Annotated in this window: 17 protein-coding genes; 9 read left to right on the top strand and 8 right to left on the bottom strand. The window is 42.0% G+C overall.

What is annotated here, in order from left to right:
- The first annotated feature begins 33 nt into the window (after window positions 1–33).
- The 6 genes from EGM47_RS04205 to EGM47_RS04180 all read left to right on the top strand — a co-directional run bounded on the left by EGM47_RS04205 (window position 34) and on the right by EGM47_RS04180 (window position 5356).
- The gene (locus EGM47_RS04205; protein ID WP_124979487.1) at window positions 34–564 is read left to right on the top strand and encodes a hypothetical protein; all 531 of its coding nucleotides are present in this window, start codon (window positions 34–36) and stop codon (window positions 562–564) included.
- Between the two features lie 19 nt (window positions 565–583).
- Window positions 584–1177 (top strand): DUF6702 family protein, encoded by a 594-nt coding sequence (locus EGM47_RS04200; protein ID WP_124979486.1) that lies wholly within the window; start codon window positions 584–586, stop codon window positions 1175–1177.
- A 62-nt stretch (window positions 1178–1239) separates the two neighbouring features.
- A complete protein-coding gene (locus EGM47_RS04195) occupies window positions 1240–3537 on the top strand; it encodes a M1 family metallopeptidase (protein WP_124979485.1) in 2298 nt (765 codons plus the stop codon).
- Between the two features lie 86 nt (window positions 3538–3623).
- A complete protein-coding gene (locus EGM47_RS04190) occupies window positions 3624–4439 on the top strand; it encodes a hypothetical protein (protein WP_124979484.1) in 816 nt (271 codons plus the stop codon).
- 21 nt (window positions 4440–4460) lie between these two features.
- Window positions 4461–4766, top strand: a complete 306-nt coding sequence (locus tag EGM47_RS04185) for a Sec-independent protein translocase subunit TatA/TatB (protein ID WP_317126860.1) — start codon at window positions 4461–4463, stop codon at window positions 4764–4766.
- Window positions 4766–5356, top strand: coding sequence for a phosphatase PAP2 family protein (locus tag EGM47_RS04180; protein WP_124979483.1), 591 nt, complete (start codon window positions 4766–4768; stop codon window positions 5354–5356). Before EGM47_RS04185 ends, EGM47_RS04180 begins: the two co-directional genes overlap by 1 nt.
- On the opposite strand, the gene EGM47_RS04175 is transcribed toward EGM47_RS04180, so the two are convergent.
- From EGM47_RS04175 to purH, 7 genes are read right to left on the bottom strand one after another with little or no spacing between them, the layout of a single operon-like run.
- A complete protein-coding gene (locus EGM47_RS04175) occupies window positions 5322–5987 on the bottom strand; it encodes an O-methyltransferase (protein ID WP_124979482.1) in 666 nt (221 codons plus the stop codon). The two genes, EGM47_RS04180 and EGM47_RS04175, sit on opposite strands and share 35 nt — an antisense overlap.
- A gap of 21 nt (window positions 5988–6008) precedes the next feature.
- On the bottom strand, window positions 6009–7286 hold the full coding sequence (gene rodA / locus EGM47_RS04170; RefSeq protein WP_124979481.1) for a rod shape-determining protein RodA: 1278 nt from the start codon (window positions 7284–7286) through the stop codon (window positions 6009–6011).
- Window position 7287: 1 nt separating this feature from the next.
- Window positions 7288–9216: a penicillin-binding protein 2 gene (mrdA, locus tag EGM47_RS04165; RefSeq protein WP_124979480.1), complete on the bottom strand. Its 1929-nt coding sequence runs from the start codon at window positions 9214–9216 to the stop codon at window positions 7288–7290.
- Entirely contained in the window at window positions 9213–9722 is a 510-nt protein-coding gene (locus EGM47_RS04160) for a hypothetical protein (protein WP_240642193.1), read from the bottom strand. The genes mrdA and EGM47_RS04160 overlap by 4 nt, the downstream gene beginning before the upstream one ends.
- Window positions 9715–10542 carry a rod shape-determining protein MreC gene (mreC, locus tag EGM47_RS04155; protein ID WP_124979479.1) on the bottom strand — a complete coding sequence of 276 codons (828 nt, stop codon included), beginning with the start codon at window positions 10540–10542 and terminating at the stop codon, window positions 9715–9717. Before mreC ends, EGM47_RS04160 begins: the two co-directional genes overlap by 8 nt.
- 29 nt (window positions 10543–10571) lie before the next feature.
- Window positions 10572–11606 carry a rod shape-determining protein gene (locus tag EGM47_RS04150; RefSeq protein WP_124979478.1) on the bottom strand — a complete coding sequence of 345 codons (1035 nt, stop codon included), beginning with the start codon at window positions 11604–11606 and terminating at the stop codon, window positions 10572–10574.
- A 53-nt stretch (window positions 11607–11659) separates the two neighbouring features.
- Window positions 11660–13207, bottom strand: coding sequence for a bifunctional phosphoribosylaminoimidazolecarboxamide formyltransferase/IMP cyclohydrolase (purH, locus tag EGM47_RS04145; protein WP_124979477.1), 1548 nt, complete (start codon window positions 13205–13207; stop codon window positions 11660–11662).
- A gap of 263 nt (window positions 13208–13470) precedes the next feature.
- Between purH and EGM47_RS04140 the strand changes: the two genes are divergently transcribed.
- From EGM47_RS04140 to EGM47_RS04130, 3 genes are all read left to right on the top strand, one after another.
- Window positions 13471–14133: an HD domain-containing protein gene (locus EGM47_RS04140; RefSeq protein ID WP_124979476.1), complete on the top strand. Its 663-nt coding sequence runs from the start codon at window positions 13471–13473 to the stop codon at window positions 14131–14133.
- Window positions 14134–14303: 170 nt separating this feature from the next.
- On the top strand, window positions 14304–15110 hold the full coding sequence (locus EGM47_RS04135; protein WP_124979475.1) for a tRNA pseudouridine synthase A: 807 nt from the start codon (window positions 14304–14306) through the stop codon (window positions 15108–15110).
- 75 nt (window positions 15111–15185) lie between these two features.
- Window positions 15186–15785 (top strand): DUF2911 domain-containing protein, encoded by a 600-nt coding sequence (locus EGM47_RS04130; protein ID WP_124979474.1) that lies wholly within the window; start codon window positions 15186–15188, stop codon window positions 15783–15785.
- Here the strand turns inward: EGM47_RS04130 and EGM47_RS04125 are convergent, their stop codons facing one another.
- Window positions 15786–16598 carry a GIN domain-containing protein gene (locus EGM47_RS04125; RefSeq protein WP_240642183.1) on the bottom strand — a complete coding sequence of 271 codons (813 nt, stop codon included), beginning with the start codon at window positions 16596–16598 and terminating at the stop codon, window positions 15786–15788.
- Between the last annotated feature and the right edge of the window lie 11 nt (window positions 16599–16609).

The raw sequence follows: 16609 nt of genomic DNA, 5'->3' as shown, positions 1-16609 counted from the left end.
CTTATCTATATAGCCTCAAATAAATAAAAAGTCATGCAAAAGAGTCGATTAATTTGGATCATGCTAATCTTAAGTGCTGTAATACAAACTTCTTGTGATAGCGATGACGATGTGGTGTTGCCTCAAATTGTATTCAATGAATTTTGCTATGGCCCAGATCAAGAAATTTTTGTCTCTGACGCGGGTTATTCCAATGATATCATCATGATAAACACCGATACTTTTAACACTCCCATAAAAATTACAGACGCCAACTTTAGCTTAAACAATAATAATCTCGAGGGTTCTGGTTTTTTATTAGAACTAAGTTTTTATGGCAATCGGGCACAAGGATTCCAAGAAGGAATTTATAACATTTCGAACGATCAAGAAGTGGGAAATGTAATTGCAGGATATAATTCCCAGTTTGATAGTAATAATTTGAATCCTCTAGTCAATTTTTCAGACGGATATGTCATCCTTCAAGCTTATAGGAATGGATATGTTATTGAAGTTAATGCGACTGACTTCAATGGAGATGGATTTCACGGGATATTCGCTGGCCCGATCATCCCATTGGATTAATTCTAATATTTAGTAGTTCATGTTATCCTACAGAAACAATATTTTAAAGAGCCTTTTTGCCGTCAATTTTTTGTTCGTATGCGTGGTGCCGTCTTTCGCTAGCACGCCAGTATTCCATAAGCCTATTGATCTGGATGTAGAAGAATGTCCTATTCAATTGGATTTGCTGGAATGGCATAAATACTATATCTCCGTCTCTAATGTAAAGTATAACGCTTCCGCGAAAAGCCTGCAAATGGTCAGTAGGTTTTTTATCGACGATATGGAGGACGTATTAAATGCCAGGTTATCACAACCCGTAGTGCTGGGAGATCCAGAAGGTCTAGAAGAACTCAAACCTATATTGGGTGGATATATTTCCAAAAAGTTATCCGTACAATTGGATGGTAAAACAGCAGATGTACGATTTTTAGGAGCCGAATATGAATCCGACCAAATCCTACTTTATATTGAAATACCTGCCCAGCAGGCCCCTCAGCAAGTCAGTATGGGTTTTACGGCTTTATTAGAATTGTTTTCGGAGCAAAGAAACCTGATTCACCTTAAAATTAGAGGGAAGCGAAAAACATTATTAATCCACCAAAGTCAGAATTCTGATAGTGTAAAGTTTTAGTTAAACTCTTTATAAACACTTCATATTCCTTAATTTAGCGAACCTTAATTTAAATTAGTTACATGAAATCAGTTAAACTATTGTTTATCAGCATGATGCTATTGTCATTTGGCGCTGTCGCACAGGAAGACACGCAAAAAGACGAGCCGAAAGCAGAGGAACATGAGAACATTAATAAATTCCGCCAGCTGTATCAGGAATTTTCCACACCCAATCAATACCGCAGTGCCAGTGGAGCACCGGGACCTAAATACTACCAACAGCGGGCCGATTATAAAATGGATATCCGTCTTGATGATCCCAATCACCATATCTACGGTTACGAAACTATAACCTACACCAACAACTCACCAGATGTCCTGGACTATCTTTGGGTACAGTTGGATCAAAATGTGCGTGCCAAAGACTCCAAATCTCCATTGATTGAAGGAGGTGGTGTCCAGCCATTTATGCAGACAAGTGCCTTTACAAGCTCTTATTTAAAAGAACCTTTTGACGGTGGTTTTAATATCACTAAAGTCTTGGACGATGATGGTAAGCCGTTAAAATACATGATCAACCAAACCATGATGCGGGTAGAAATGCCTAAAAAACTTAAGCCTGGTAAAAGCTTTGAGTTTGATATCGAATGGGATTACAATATCAACAACCATGTTGATGGAAGAGGTCGTAGCGGTTACGAGCAATTCCCTGACGGTCATAGAGCCTACGTGATTGCGCAGTTCTATCCTAGAATGGCAGTTTATAACGACGTTGAAGGATGGCAGAACAGCCAGTTCTGGGGTCGTGATGAGTTTGCCCTTCCTTTTGGAACTTTTGAAGTGAATATTACCGTACCAGAAGATCACTGGTTGGATGGAACTGGAAAACTTCAGAACCGTAAAGAAGTTTATACTGATACCGAGCTAAAGAGGTATGAGCGTGCTACCAAAAGTTATGACGAACCTGTAGTTATTAGAACTCAGGAAGAAGCTGAAAAACTAGCGATGATGTCAGGCGCAAAAGGCACCAAAACCTGGGAATTAAAAGCAGACTATGTTCGTGATTTTGGCTGGACATCCTCCCGTCGATACGTAGCTGATGCGATGGCCGTTAAAGTAGGAGGAAAAGATATAATGGCTGTTTCCATCTACCCACCAGAAGGTAATCCGCTATGGGAGCAATGGTCTACAAAAGCCGTAGCCCAGACCCTAAAGTCTTATTCCCGCATGACCTTTGATTACCCTTACCACAAGGCGATCTCCGTTCATGCCAAGAATCAAGGAATGGAATATCCTATGATCTGCTGGAATTATGGTCGTCCAGACGAAAGTGGAAATTATAGCGACCGGGTTAAGTTTGGAATGATCTCGGTGATCATACATGAAGTTGGACACAACTACTTCCCAATGATCGTCAACAGTGATGAGCGCCAATGGACTTGGATGGATGAAGGACTGAACACTTTTGTGCAATATGTAGCCGAAAAGGATTTTGGTGAAAATTACCCTGAAGCTATTGAAGGTTTGGATGCCTATCCCTCACGTAGAGGTCCTGCAGCATTAATCGTCCCTTATATGGCTGGCGATCAACGCTACATCGCTCCTATCATGAGTAAAGGTTTGAATACCTACCAATTTGGTTCCAATGCCTATGGAAAACCTGCCACCGCCTTGAATATTCTAAGGGAGACGGTCATGGGACGTGATTTGTTTGACTATGCTTTCCGTACTTATTCCCAACGCTGGATGTTTAAGCACCCCACCCCTGAAGATTTTTTCCGCACCATGGAAGACGCCAGTGCGGTAGATCTAGATTGGTTCTGGAGAGGATGGTTCTACACCACGCAGTACAATGACATGGGGCTAAAGTCAGTAGACGAATATTTTGTGTCCAGCGAAATGAATACTGCCATGATTGAATATCTTGAAGAGAGAGGTATTGATAAAAGCCGTGTTCCGCAACTGGTATACATGGTCAAAAAAGGCAGTGATGAATATAATGAGGAACTAAATGGCAAAGAGCCATCTGAAGTAGTTAGCGAGTTGAAAACCTATATGATGGACAACTTTACCGCTGAAGAAAGAGCGGCCATGAAAGCTCCAAAATACTTCTATGAAATTACTGTAGAAAAACCAGGAGGTCTGGTAATGCCCATCATTCTGGAATACACTTATGCTGATGGAACCAAAGAAACGGTTACTCATCCTGCTGAGATATGGAGATATAACGACAAGGAAGTTGGAATCAGTAAAGCCAGTGATAAGGAAATTGTTGGTATCGTGATTGACCCAAATCTTGAAACTGCTGATATTGATACTTCAAATAATACATGGCCTGCAGAACCTACTGTAGACAAATTTGAGGAGATGAAGCAATAAGCTTGTACGACAATTTTTAAAAGCCGGATTCACAATGAATTCGGCTTTTTTGTGTTTATAGCTATGCTAGCCTTTATCTTTATCCCATGAAACATTCGTATTTACTGATCTTACTCCTGTTGATACTACCCGGGTGCGATGATCCATCGTTGGATCAAGGCGATACTTCAGGTGATGAGATTTTGGAGCCTATGCCATCATTGGTCGAGTTGTCTTCTATCGATATTGCAGAAAATCAACCAGGCAACATTACGGATCAAATACAACTCTCTTACGATAATAACGGATTGATCGAATTAATCAACTTCGGCGGAAGCTTAAATCTTACCTATGAATTAACCTATGCTGATAATAATAGGCTCATTGGAATACAGTCTTCTGGCAATAATTCTATTGCCTATACCATCAATTATCCCGCTGATGAAATTGTGATGAGTTTTACAGAGGGAAACACACAGATCGAACGACGACTATTCACAGACACACAAAACCGCATCAATAGAATTTTAGAATTTTCTACAGATAGCAATGGAAATAGAATGCAGTCTTTAGATCGCAGGTTTGAGTATAACCAAAATTTTAATGTAACACGCATCAACAACTTTGACGCAGCTTCCAACCTAATTTCTTATGTAGAATTAGACTATGAATTCAACAACAACCCTTTCAGGGATATGAATGATGTATTGCGCTTGCTCCTTTTTCCTGATTTTGTTCCTTACACCCGCTATCTACCGTTGGAACAGAGGGAATTTAGTTTGACCTCAGGCAATACAGTTTTACTGCGTAGCATTAGTTATACCTACCAACTCAGAGAAGATCAATTCCCTGTTTCCCGAGAGGTAACCCTCACGGAGATGTCAGGCAGTACTACGAGTTTTGAATTTTTTAATTACCGTTGATTTTAACGCGCTTGAACAAGGATGGAAATTACTATACCCTATCTTTGCCATATGAATGCGTTACCGCTTTTTATTAGTACTCCAGAGCTCATGATTGTGGGTTTAGTGGTTATTCTGGTTTTTGGTGCTGACAAGCTTCCAGAAATTGCAAGAGGTCTCGGCAGGGCCATGAAAACAGTACGTAATGCCACAGATGATATTAAAAACGAAATCACTAAAAGTGCAGACGAGCATGGTTTTACCGGTGATATCAAGGAAATATCACAAAAGATAGAGGAGGTGAAGGATGAAATAGAAGAGACTGGCTCCATCAAGCGTAAATTTTAATGTGGGAACAACTCGTTGAAATAGATCAGGATATTTTTAGATTCATCAACAGCCTGGAGATCGGCCGATTTCAGGAATTCTGGCTATTTATTACACAGATCAGATATTGGATTCCCCTGTACTTTCTTTTCTTTTATCTGCTCTACCGATACCACAAACGAAACGAAGGATGGTTATCTATAGGAGCTCTACTCTCCCTGGTCGCTATCACACTATTCTTGACTGATTGGGTTAAAAACATGGTAGAGCGCCTCAGACCTAACAATGAACCAATGTTGATGGACAGTATTATCATTCTTCAAAAGCCAGAAAATTTTAGCTTTTGGAGCGGACATAGTGCTGTAAGCTTTGCTATTACTACTTTTGTGGTATTTTGTTTAAAACGTCAAGGTGCTCAACCCTGGATATATTTATTTTACCTGTGGCCCATCCTTTTTGCCCTTTCTAGAATTTTTGTCGGCGTTCACTATCCAGCCGACATCAGTGTCGGAATGCTGGTGGGATTAACCCTGGGATATGTGGGATGCGTGCTTTTTTACAAGATACTAGATCAATTCAAATTACGCGACTCAAGGTCAGACCATCCCTGACAGAAAGCAATACGGTTTGTAATCTGGGATCTTCCTTGAGCAATCGGTTATATTCCAACAATACGGGAGTAGATGAATCCTTTTTTTGTACTGGTTCTACTACTTTGCCATGCCATAAAACATTATCAGAAATAATTAAACTACCTGCATGAACTTTCTCCATGATCTGATGGAAATAGGTAATGTAATTAGGCTTATCGGCATCAATAAAGACCAAATCAAAAGACCCTTCTAGCCCAGGAATTATTTCCGTGGCATCCCCAATGAGTTGGCTGAAATGAATAGGACCCTTACCTGTAGATTCAAGCTCCCGATTGTATTTCTCAAAATAGCTAGAGGTGAGTTCTTCCAACTCTTCATTAATATCGATCGTTATCAACTCTGCGCCGTTAGGCATGCCTTCAGCAAGACACAGCGCTGAGTATCCGGTAAAGGTGCCAATCTCCAACACGCGTTTCGGAGTGACCAGTTGAGAGATCATACTTAAGACCCTGCCTTGGTAAGCCCCAGAAAGCATAATAGGCTGCAACACCTTTTGATAAGTTTCACGTGTCAAGTCTTGCAACAAAACAGGCTCCTCCTGGCTGTGGCTCACGATATACTCGTCAAGATTTTTAGGAAGAAAAAACATAATATTTTTATGTGGTTCGGATCAATGATCGTAACTCATTCGATGGGCATCTAGTTTTACAAAAATAAATAGGAGTATAGTAAAGCCCCATAAACCGCTACCCCCATAGCTCATAAAAGGCAAAGGAATTCCTACCGTGGGCAGCAAACCGATAACCATACCTATATTGACAAAAAAGTGCAGAAAAAAAATACCCGCCACACCGTAGCCATAAATACGTGCAAACTGGTTGCGTTGGCGTTCAGCCATGATGATGATGCGGTATATCAACAGCATGAAGAAGACAATCACTAGGGTCGCTCCCAGAAATCCGCTGACTTCACCCACGGCGCTAAAAACAAAATCGGTATGCTGTTCAGGCACATAGCCTCCTCTGGTTTGCGTAGCCTCTGACAGACTTTTTCCAGTCCACCCTCCATTGCCCAGTGCAATCTCACTTTGGTTGATATTGTATCCAATACCAGCGTCATCCTCTACCCTTCCTAATACAATATTGATTCGGTTCCTGTGACGATCTTTGAGTACATTCTCAAAGATATAACTGGAAGACAAAGAATAACCCATGCAAACTATTCCAGCTATAATATACACATAAGGATTGGGTTTGGGTAGGCGCTTTTTGTGATTCCGCTTTCGCGAAAGCGTATACATCAAAGCCAATACAGCGACCACGATTAAAAAGATCCACCAAATACTGATGACCAGGGATCCCAAAAATAAAGCCAGAGCTATGACTCCAAGGCTCAAGTACCACAAAGACAAGCCTTCACGGTGTAAGGCGAAGAAAAAGGCTGCATAGACCAAAGCACTTCCAGGATCAGGTTGGGGGATAATCAACAGCATGGGAAGTAAAATGATCCCAGCTACGATCATAAAATCCTTGGGGTTTTTAAGGGAAACATTCAGCTGGCTTAGGTACTTGGCAACGGCTAAAGCTGTAGCACATTTGGCAAATTCGCTAGGTTGTAATGTCATGGGACCAATACCGTACCAGGATACCGCCCCATTGATTTCCTTCCCAAACACAAAGAGTCCGATCAGGGAAATTAAGGCAATGATATAAATCAATCCCGCAAATCTTTCGTAAAATTTGACCTCAATCGCTAGAATGATAACGATGAGAAATAAGGCCATTCCTATCCAAAGGAGCTGTTTACCGTACACCATTTCCATATCCAACAAACTACCATGTTCCACGACTGGCGCAGCGCTATAGATACTGAACCACCCCATCACTACTAGGCCCATGTATATCAATATGGTCCATGGATCATAGCGTGGCTTATCTCCTATTCCCATATTATTTTAGGATATCGTTTGGGTCTGGACGATGCAGGCTATCTCCTGGCTTGATCAAACCATTATCTATAGCCTCGTTGATCTTGAATTCCTTCCCACTGTAGGGTTTGGCATATTCGTACTCAAGACTGTGGGTCATGAGGTAGTTTTCCAAATCTGTACGCGTGATTTCGCCTTTGATGTGTTTTTCAATTAACAGACTCGCAATTTTGGCCGCATATCTGGAGCCCCAATATCCATTTTCGATAAAGACAGCCAGAGCTATTTGCGGATCATCCTTTGGGGCAAATGCGATAAACACTGAGTGGTCAGTAAGTTGGACAGTTTTACCGTCGATTTTAGTTTTGTTTTCTACCGTACCCGTCTTACCACAGATCTCGATTCCTGGCACCTGTACCCATTTTGCGGTTCCGGAATTGTACACCTCGTTCATACCCTCGATCACTGGCTCAAAGTGTTGGGGATCGATGGTAGTAAAATGCTTTTCGGTATACTTTGGATCATTGATAGGTTTGCCATTCATTGCTTTGATGATGTGCGGCGTATAATAATAACCTCTATTGGCGATGGCTGCCGTCATATTGGCCAATTGGATAGGAGTAGTAGCCACTTCTCCCTGTCCAATCGCGTTAGATATGGTCATGGGTGCATACCATTTGTATTTGGTTCTGGCATTGTAATAGTCGCCGTCGGGTATTCTCCCAGGCAAACCTACAGGCAGATCATAACCCAGAAAATTCCCCAATCCAAAACTGGTCACATGCTTATTCCAGGTATCCATTCCTTCTGCACTGGTGTCGCCTTTTTCAATGATACGTCGGTACACCTGAGCAAAATAAGAGTTGCAACTTTCCGCAATACCTTTTTCCATCGCCAGCGGACTAGCATGCGCATGACAACCTAACTTTTTACGCCCTCCATAATCATAGCCATGGTTACACCGGAAACGCTCACTAGTTGAAACCACACCTTCCTGTAAGCCCACTAAAGCGTTAATGACTTTAAAAGGAGATCCAGGAGAGTATTGTGCCTGCAATGCACGATTCACATTAGGCAATCGCACCGAGTCACGGATGATGGCGTTAATATTCTTTGATCTGTCCCTTCCCATTAAGATACTGGGATCGTAATTGGGGGCGGTCACCAGGCTTAAAATCTCACCTGTTTTCGGCTGAATCGCCACAATACCACCGCGTTTGTTGACCATGAGTTGTTCTGCATAGGCCTGTAGTTCTGTGTCCAGAGTTACCGTCAGGTCAGTTCCTGCTACTGGATCCAGGTTTTGGCTTCCTTCTTTATAAGGTTTTATTGCTCTGCCGAAATGGTCTCGGGTATATTTTTTATAGCCTTTTTCACCTCTTAGCTCCTCTTCATATTGTAATTCGATCCCGCTTTTACCTGCCAGATCACCCAACTGATAGTAATCATCCTGTTCAATCTTGGCCTGGTTGACCTCTCTGATATATCCAAGTACACTCGCACTATGGTCGACCATGTATTTGCGCAGCGAACGGCGCTGGATATAGAAACCGGGGAATTTTCTCAATTTCTCCTGTAAGGGCGCATATTCCAGTTGCGTAAGTTGAGGAATCACAACACTGGGTTTGCGCCAGGACCAATGCTTGGCGTCGGCGATCTTTTTGCTCAGGTGTTCTTTTTTTATTTGTAGGAGTTGACACAACTGTAACGTATCAAATTCCTTGACCTCATTTGGAATGATCATTACATCATAAGCCACCTGATTAGCCACCATCAATTCTCCATTGCGATCATAGATAAACCCACGCTCAGGATATTCATATACGGTTTTTACAGCATTGTTTTCGGCCTGGACTTTTAAATCATCAGACAAGATCTGTAGATAAAACAATCTACCGATGTAGATACATCCGACCAAGGTGACAATAAATAAAAGCAAAAGCTTTTTCATGATTTGAACTTAGGTTTGAACAATAACAAAAATAAGCTGTTGACCACTAGACTCGCCAGCCCAACAACCAACGTGAGTTTCATGGTATAAATTATTTGTTGGTTGTTAAAAATTACCAAGCCAAAAAACACCAAATGATGCACATTTACACACAAGATTAAAAACAACAACAACCTATCCAAAGGTGACCTTAAAAGCTTGATGTTTTTCATGGCATAACCTTCCCCAAACACCAACCGCAGCCAGAAGGGTCGAGTAAATGCTAAAGTCAGACAGGCAGCCGCATGTGCACCACCCGTATCTTGAAAGGTATCCATGATTAAGCCTAAGAAAAAAGCGACCAACATAAAATAAGCCGGCTTATTTTCTAATGGATACAGCACCAAAAACAATAGGTAAACCATCGGGTTGATATAGCCCATAAAATTGATCTGATCAAACAGGAACAACTGGGCGAGCAACAGCACCACAAACCTCAACAGATTATTTAAAAAACTACTATTCATTGGTCCCCAAAGTATCTATAACCTGACGTGCTGCTTTGTCTCTATTTTTTATAACACTTACATATCCTAAATCCGTCATATCATTAAAAAGCGCCACATCAATTTGGTAGCGACTGCCATTTTCTACCAGTCGGGCATCTTTAACTGTACCGATCAGAATATCTGGAGGGAAGGTCGTAGACTGGCGTCCAGTGATGATGGTATCTCCTTTTTTGACCTGGGCGAGCCTGGGCACGTCCTGCAAACTCATCACATAAGGATCCTTCCCTTCCCACTTTAAGGAACCAATGGTCGAAGTTCCCTTGATCTGGGCGTTGAGAGACATCTGCGAATTCAGGATCGAAATCACTCGGGCGTATCTATCGCTGGCAATATCCACGATTCCAACGATTCCAGTGGGAGCAATGACACCCATGTCTGGTTCTACCCCTTGTTCCATTCCTATATCTATGGTGATATAATTATCAGTTTTGTAATAATCATTTTTGATTACCCTAGCCGGCTGTATCGTATAAGGCAAACTATCTGAAAAATAGGTAGTCTGTTCAGGACCTGGTAAACTATCCGCCAGTTCCAATAGCCTCATGCGTAATCGGGCATTTTCCTCGCTCAAGCGTTGGTTTTGGTCTTGCAAATCAAAATAATCATATATCCCACTGCGTGTATCCATGAAGCTCCCAGTAATCCTGCCGGTAGAATGGATAAAAGTATTTCTGTGGTAATTATGGGATTGCACGGTAAAGACCAGAGCTATCACCAATAAGAAAAGGTACAGCAACAAGTTTCTGTATTTGATCAGAAAATTGAGGATTTGTTGCATTTGCCTTTACTTCAATAAAAAAATCGGTATCAATATTTATTGGCCAAAACACTTTTGTATTTGTCCAGGTTTTTTAAGGTAAGACCTGTTCCTCTTACAACAGCCCTCAACGGATCCTCTGCGATATATACTGGTAAATCCGTTTTCTGGGACAATCGTTTGTCCAGACCTCTCAGCATGGACCCTCCACCCGCTAGGTAAATACCTGTATTATAAATATCGGCAGCCAGTTCTGGTGGTGTTTGGGAAAGCGTCTCCATCACGGCATCCTCGACACGCAAGATTGATTTATCCAGTGCCTTGGCAATTTCCCTATACCCGATTTTTACCTCTTTGGGTTTTCCCGTCAACAAGTCACGACCCTGAACACTCATCTCTTCTGGCGGTACTTCCAGGTCTTCTGTTGCAGCCCCGATTTGTATCTTGATTTTTTCCGCGGTACGCTCACCTACATATAAGTTGTGTTGGGTACGCATGTAATACACGATATCATTGGTAAAAACATCCCCAGCAATCTTAACGGATTTGTCACAAACAATTCCGCCCAAAGCAATCACCGCAATCTCTGTAGTTCCTCCACCTATATCTACGATCATGTTTCCTTTGGGTTGCATGATATCCACCCCAATACCTATAGCTGCGGCCATAGGTTCATGAATCAGATAAACTTCCTTACCATTCACACGTTCGGCACTGTCTTTTACAGCACGCATTTCCACTTCGGTAATTCCTGAAGGGATACAAATCACCATGCGCAGGGAAGGCGGGAATAACTTTTTCTTTAATGCGGGAATTTCCTTAATGAACATGGAAATCATTTTTTCGCTCGCATCAAAATCGGCGATAACACCATCCTTCAATGGTCGAATGGTCTTGATGTTTTCATGGGTTTTTCCCTGCATCATTGCAGCTTCCTTACCCACGGCGATAATTTTACCGGTAGCACGGTTACGGGCAACGATGGATGGGCTATCTACTACCACTTTACCATTGTGGACGATAAGTGTATTGGCCGTACCTAGGTCGATCGCAATATCCTCTGTCAGAAAGTCAAAAAATCCCATAAAAAAAGGGGAAAAAGGTTAATATTTAGGGTTTTGCAAAGCTAAGACAATTTCTAGTGTTTGAAGTGTCTTGTACCTGTGAAAACCATAGCAATATCATTTTTATTGCAATATTCGATGGAAAGTTCGTCTTTGATCGATCCTCCAGGTTGAATAACCGCTGTAATTCCAGCCTTATCGGCAATTTCCACACAATCTGGAAAAGGGAAAAATGCATCACTGGCCATTACCGCTCCCTCCAGTTCAAATTCAAATGAGTTGGCTTTATGTATGGCTTGATTGAGCGCATCCACCCTACTGGTCTGACCCGTACCGCTGGCACAAAGTTGTTTGTTTTTGGCCAGTACAATGGTATTAGATTTCGTGTGTTTGCAGATTTTGGAAGCAAATAGCAAATCGCTGATTTGTTCTTGTGTGGGGGACAGATGAGTGGCCGTTTTAAGATCTTCGGTCATATCGGTCTTCAGGTTAGGATCCTGAACCAGGTATCCATTGAGCGAAGCCCTTACCTCAAGTTTGTTGGTATCTCGCTTTCGCGAAAGCGCACCATCCACCAATTCCAGCATGATTCTGTTCTTTTTACCTTTCAACACCTCAAGCGCATCAGAAGCAAAAGAAGGAGCAATAACTACCTCACAGAATAATTTGTGGATCTCTTCGGCCGTGGCCAGGTCAATTTCAGTATTGGTGATCAGAATTCCTCCAAAGGCAGATACCGGATCCCCAGCTAAAGCATCCACATAGGCTTCATACACTGAGTTACGCTGCGCAACACCACAAGCATTATTGTGTTTAAAGATGGCAAATGTTGGATCTTCTCCTACAAATTCACTCATTAAATTCACAGCCGCATCCACATCCAACAAATTGTTATAAGACAACGCCTTACCGTGATGCTTGATAAACATCTCGTTGAAATCACCATAGAACCAACCTCGCTGATGCGGATTTTCGCCATAACGCAAAGGCATCACATGGGTTTCACTCACCTTTAAGGCTTTATCGGTCGTGTCTCCAGCAAAATAGTTATAAATCGCACTGTCGTAGTGGGAAGAAATATTAAAACAACTGGCTGCAAACTTCTTACGTTGTTCAAGAGTCGTGGTGCCATTCCCAGATTCCAATACTTCCAATAGATCTGAATAGTCGTCCATGGTACCTACACAAAGGGTATCCTTGTAGTTTTTGGCACCAGCACGTATTAAAGAAATCCCACCAATATCGATCTTTTCAATAATATTCTGCTCGTCAGCACCACTGGCGACGGTTTTTTCAAATGGATAAAGGTCCACAATCACGATGTCGATCTGTGGGATATCAAATTCGACCAGTTGGGCTTCATCTCCATCATGCCCCCTGCGATTCAGGATACCACCAAAAACTTTGGGATGCAATGTTTTAACCCGGCCACCCAGAATCGATGGATACGAAGTTACATCTTCTACGGGAACCACATCGATTCCCAGATCTTTGATAAATTTTTCGGTTCCCCCAGTGGAATAAATCGTGATGCCCAATTCATTCATCTTTTGAACGATAGGAGCTAGTCCGTCTTTGTGAAATACGGAAATCAGCGCGCTTTTGGCAGCAATTTGGCTCATGTTGTTTGCTTATTTGTGGAAAGACCCAAAAATAACCCAATACAAACAATAGCCCCCACAATTTAGTACACTATTCCGCCAAAGTATTCAACATATAGTGGACAATCGCAAAACAGATGGGGTCCTGAACTCTTCCTCTTTAATTATAACCGCCGCTTCGTCCTACTTTGGCCCTACTTACTTCCTTTTTCAGCCTTGCTTACCTTTGTGACAAAACAATTCATTCCAACAGAGGTTTACTCATAAGCCTGCAAAATTATTTGATGAAATATAGCCCAAGCCAACTTGTAGAAAAAACCAAGGCCTTTGTCCAGGATCGTCTTAAAAATGCCGAAGGTGGACACGATTGGTTTCATATCCAACGGGTGTACAATAATGCGATGCAAATCGCTTCCCAGGAAAACGGACATGATGTATTGGTGGTACAAATGGCAGCTCTTCTCCACGATATTGCTGATTCAAAATTTCACGACGGGAATGAAGAAATAGGCCCACGCATTGCACTGGAGTTTATGGCGTCCGTTGGTTTGGCTCAAGCGACAAGCCAACATGTCGTAAAAATTATTGAAAATATATCCTTTAAGGGTGGTCACGGAGAAGGTACTTTTGATAGTCTCGAATTGCAAATTGTCCGTGACGCCGACCGTTTGGATGCAATGGGAGCAATAGGTATTGCGCGTACCTTCAATTTCGGCGGATTTAAAAACAATGCTATTTACGATCCGGCAATTCCTCCCAACCCGGGCATGGACAAGGAAACCTACAAAAAAGCCAACCAGCCTACCCTGAACCATTTCCACGAGAAATTATTATTACTCAAAGATCTCATGCATACCACTACTGGCAGGCAACTTGCAGAAGCCCGTCATGAATTTATGGTTCAATATCTAGCACAATTTCACGCAGAGTGGAACGGAAAAAGATAAACCTACAAACAAGGAATAGCCTTTTATTGCTATCCAATAATGTAAAAAGCTTTTTGAATGCAATCCTTAGCGATATACAGCTATTGAATTTTGAGCATTTAGATCAATTATCATTTGTTCCTCAATTATCATTGTCGCGCCTAATCAAATAAAATTCCAAATTCCGATTTATGAACCCAGGTCCATTCCAGCAAAATAAACGACAGTTTTTCCTGATTAAGATACAGTATCTGGGGTTTAGATTTCACGGTTGGCAAAAGCAACCCAATAATATACCTACTGTGGAACGCATGGTATTGCGCACGCTTAGGTACGTTTTTGACCATGGTAAATTTAAGGTACTCGCTGCTGGTAGAACAGACGCCAAGGTAAGCGTGAACGAAACTTGGATCGAATTGTTTTTGGATGACAGTGATCCACTGAATACAGCTGAATTCCTGAAGGAATTTAATCTTAACCTGCCCAGTGATATCCGGGCATTAGAGATCAAGGTCACGGATGCCAATTTTAATATCATTCAAGCGCCAAAAACCAAGGAATACATTTATTTGTTTTCCCACGGTGAGAAATTTCATCCGTTCTGCGCCTCTATGATGGTGTATATGAAAACTGAATTGGATATCCCATTGATGCAAAAAGCGGCCAAGAGTTTTGAAGGAACTCACGATTTTTGGTCCTATACCTATAAACCCTCCCCTACGACTGAAACCGAGGTCAGCATCACCTCAGCCAAAATTGAAATAAATGATTTATTTACAGCCAATTTTTTTCCAGAGGAGAGTTTTGTTTTTCGCGTAAGCGGGCAAGGATTCAAAAGGCATCAGGTACGTTTAATGATGGGGATGCTATTTGATCTGGGTATGCACAAACTCAGCTATGAGGATTTTCTCGAGACCCTGGACGGCAGCAAGCGCATTCATTTATCCCATATCGCCCCTCCCAGTGGGTTGATGCTCTATCGCACTGACATGCATTGAGTTGAAAAATAATATTGAAGGTGATGATTTCGTGACTTTCTGGTGCTATCTTTAACACATTCAAAAATTTACCTTATGAAAAATATTATAATGCTTATGGCCCTGCTATTGGGCGGTGGAAGTCTAATGGCGCAGGACTTTGTAAAAATGGACAAAAGTCCGATGGATGCTGCTTTTTATCCAGCACAGGCCGCAATGAGACAATTTGCCAAAACTGATGAAGCCAAAATGGCCTTGGAACCGAAAATCAGAGTACTTTATAGTCGTCCTTACCTCAACGGCAGAACTATATTCCGCAGTACGGACGATAGGGAAGATGGTATCACTAAGTATGGCGAGTCCTGGAGACTGGGCGCCAATGAAAGCACAGAGTTGTTGCTGATGCAGGATGCCAAAATTGGTGATCGTATGCTTAAGGCGGGTCGTTATTCTATTGTGGTCACACCTACAGCAGATAAATGGACTTTTCATATCAATGAAGAAAACGACGGATGGGGGAATTATTCCCACAAACCGTCCATGGACCTAGTCACCGTGAGCGTACCCGTTACTATGGCTGATGAAAGCTTGGAAAACCTGAGCATCGCCTTGTATTCCCCTGAGAAAAACAATGTGGTTCACCTCAAAACAGGTTGGGGTAACTACCGCGCAGAGCTGCCTATCGAACTCATGTAATCAGTCCGCAATTATTAATCGGCCACGCCAGGTCTCATCTACCTGGACCGTACCTGGTCGGGAAATCAATCTAACATCGCCGTAGCCAGCAATGGTTCCGGCGATTTTTTGTTTTACATCTATATTCCAAACATTTGTGCCTCGATGAAAAATTTGGGTGCGCTGTATCTCAAGATTTTCTGCTATCAAACGTCCATCGCCTTTTTGCCATTCCAAGAAAGCATCCTGGACGCTACCGGTCAAATAAAAGTTGCTCAGATTACTAGTTGTGATCCGTAATTCTCTCAGGTCCAGTTGCAAATCAAAATCACCGTTAGAATGATAAAAATCCTCTTCTGGACCATCATCAGAAATCAAATGTAAACGGTCATAGGAAAGCACGCCGTCACTTTCAATGGTTATTCCAGTACTGCTTCTGATCTCATTAATTTCAGGCGATGTTACCCGTATCGTTACCAAACCATAGTCCCGCACCACATTACATCCATTGTTGTTGACGATAACCAATTGTCCTTCTTGAACCGTACAGGAAACATCGTTCAATAGATTCTGACCAGTAATGACTTCCACTTGCTGATCAGGACCATCCACCATCACCAAACGTACCCGCTCTTCTACCAGAATTCGATCAAAGCTTTCCAGCTCCCGGATCTCAATGACTGGATCTCCGGCTGTTTGGGTACAATTCAGGCCATCCTCGGCATCACAGGACCACAGCAAGCTCAGGATCACAAGTAATCCAAGTTTATAGAAATTAAATCCCATCGATTGGTCAAAGTTAAAAGTTGATGGATGTATTACTTTTTTTCTCATTTTAATATTAC

Origin of the sequence: Nonlabens xiamenensis, from assembly GCF_003865345.1 — a bacterium.
Lineage (GTDB): Bacteria > Bacteroidota > Bacteroidia > Flavobacteriales > Flavobacteriaceae > Nonlabens > Nonlabens xiamenensis.
This window is presented reverse-complemented; position numbering and strand designations above follow the sequence as displayed.

What these genes read in the sequence shown, in the direction of transcription:
- EGM47_RS04190 (WP_124979484.1), top strand. Translation starts at nt 3,624, where the DNA reads ATGAAACATTCGTATTTACTGATCTTACTCCTGTTGATACTACCCGGG.
- EGM47_RS04130 (WP_124979474.1), top strand. Translation starts at nt 15,186, where the DNA reads ATGAAAAATATTATAATGCTTATGGCCCTGCTATTGGGCGGTGGAAGT.
- EGM47_RS04200 (WP_124979486.1), top strand. Translation starts at nt 584, where the DNA reads ATGTTATCCTACAGAAACAATATTTTAAAGAGCCTTTTTGCCGTCAAT.
- mreC (WP_124979479.1), bottom strand. Translation starts at nt 10,542, where the DNA reads ATGCAACAAATCCTCAATTTTCTGATCAAATACAGAAACTTGTTGCTG.
- EGM47_RS04160 (WP_240642193.1), bottom strand. Translation starts at nt 9,722, where the DNA reads ATGAATAGTAGTTTTTTAAATAATCTGTTGAGGTTTGTGGTGCTGTTG.
- EGM47_RS04150 (WP_124979478.1), bottom strand. Translation starts at nt 11,606, where the DNA reads ATGGGATTTTTTGACTTTCTGACAGAGGATATTGCGATCGACCTAGGT.
- EGM47_RS04180 (WP_124979483.1), top strand. Translation starts at nt 4,766, where the DNA reads ATGTGGGAACAACTCGTTGAAATAGATCAGGATATTTTTAGATTCATC.
- EGM47_RS04185 (WP_317126860.1), top strand. Translation starts at nt 4,461, where the DNA reads ATGGAAATTACTATACCCTATCTTTGCCATATGAATGCGTTACCGCTT.
- mrdA (WP_124979480.1), bottom strand. Translation starts at nt 9,216, where the DNA reads ATGAAAAAGCTTTTGCTTTTATTTATTGTCACCTTGGTCGGATGTATC.
- EGM47_RS04205 (WP_124979487.1), top strand. Translation starts at nt 34, where the DNA reads ATGCAAAAGAGTCGATTAATTTGGATCATGCTAATCTTAAGTGCTGTA.
- EGM47_RS04135 (WP_124979475.1), top strand. Translation starts at nt 14,304, where the DNA reads ATGAACCCAGGTCCATTCCAGCAAAATAAACGACAGTTTTTCCTGATT.
- purH (WP_124979477.1), bottom strand. Translation starts at nt 13,207, where the DNA reads ATGAGCCAAATTGCTGCCAAAAGCGCGCTGATTTCCGTATTTCACAAA.
- rodA (WP_124979481.1), bottom strand. Translation starts at nt 7,286, where the DNA reads ATGGGAATAGGAGATAAGCCACGCTATGATCCATGGACCATATTGATA.
- EGM47_RS04195 (WP_124979485.1), top strand. Translation starts at nt 1,240, where the DNA reads ATGAAATCAGTTAAACTATTGTTTATCAGCATGATGCTATTGTCATTT.
- EGM47_RS04175 (WP_124979482.1), bottom strand. Translation starts at nt 5,987, where the DNA reads ATGTTTTTTCTTCCTAAAAATCTTGACGAGTATATCGTGAGCCACAGC.
- EGM47_RS04140 (WP_124979476.1), top strand. Translation starts at nt 13,471, where the DNA reads ATGAAATATAGCCCAAGCCAACTTGTAGAAAAAACCAAGGCCTTTGTC.
- EGM47_RS04125 (WP_240642183.1), bottom strand. Translation starts at nt 16,598, where the DNA reads ATGAGAAAAAAAGTAATACATCCATCAACTTTTAACTTTGACCAATCG.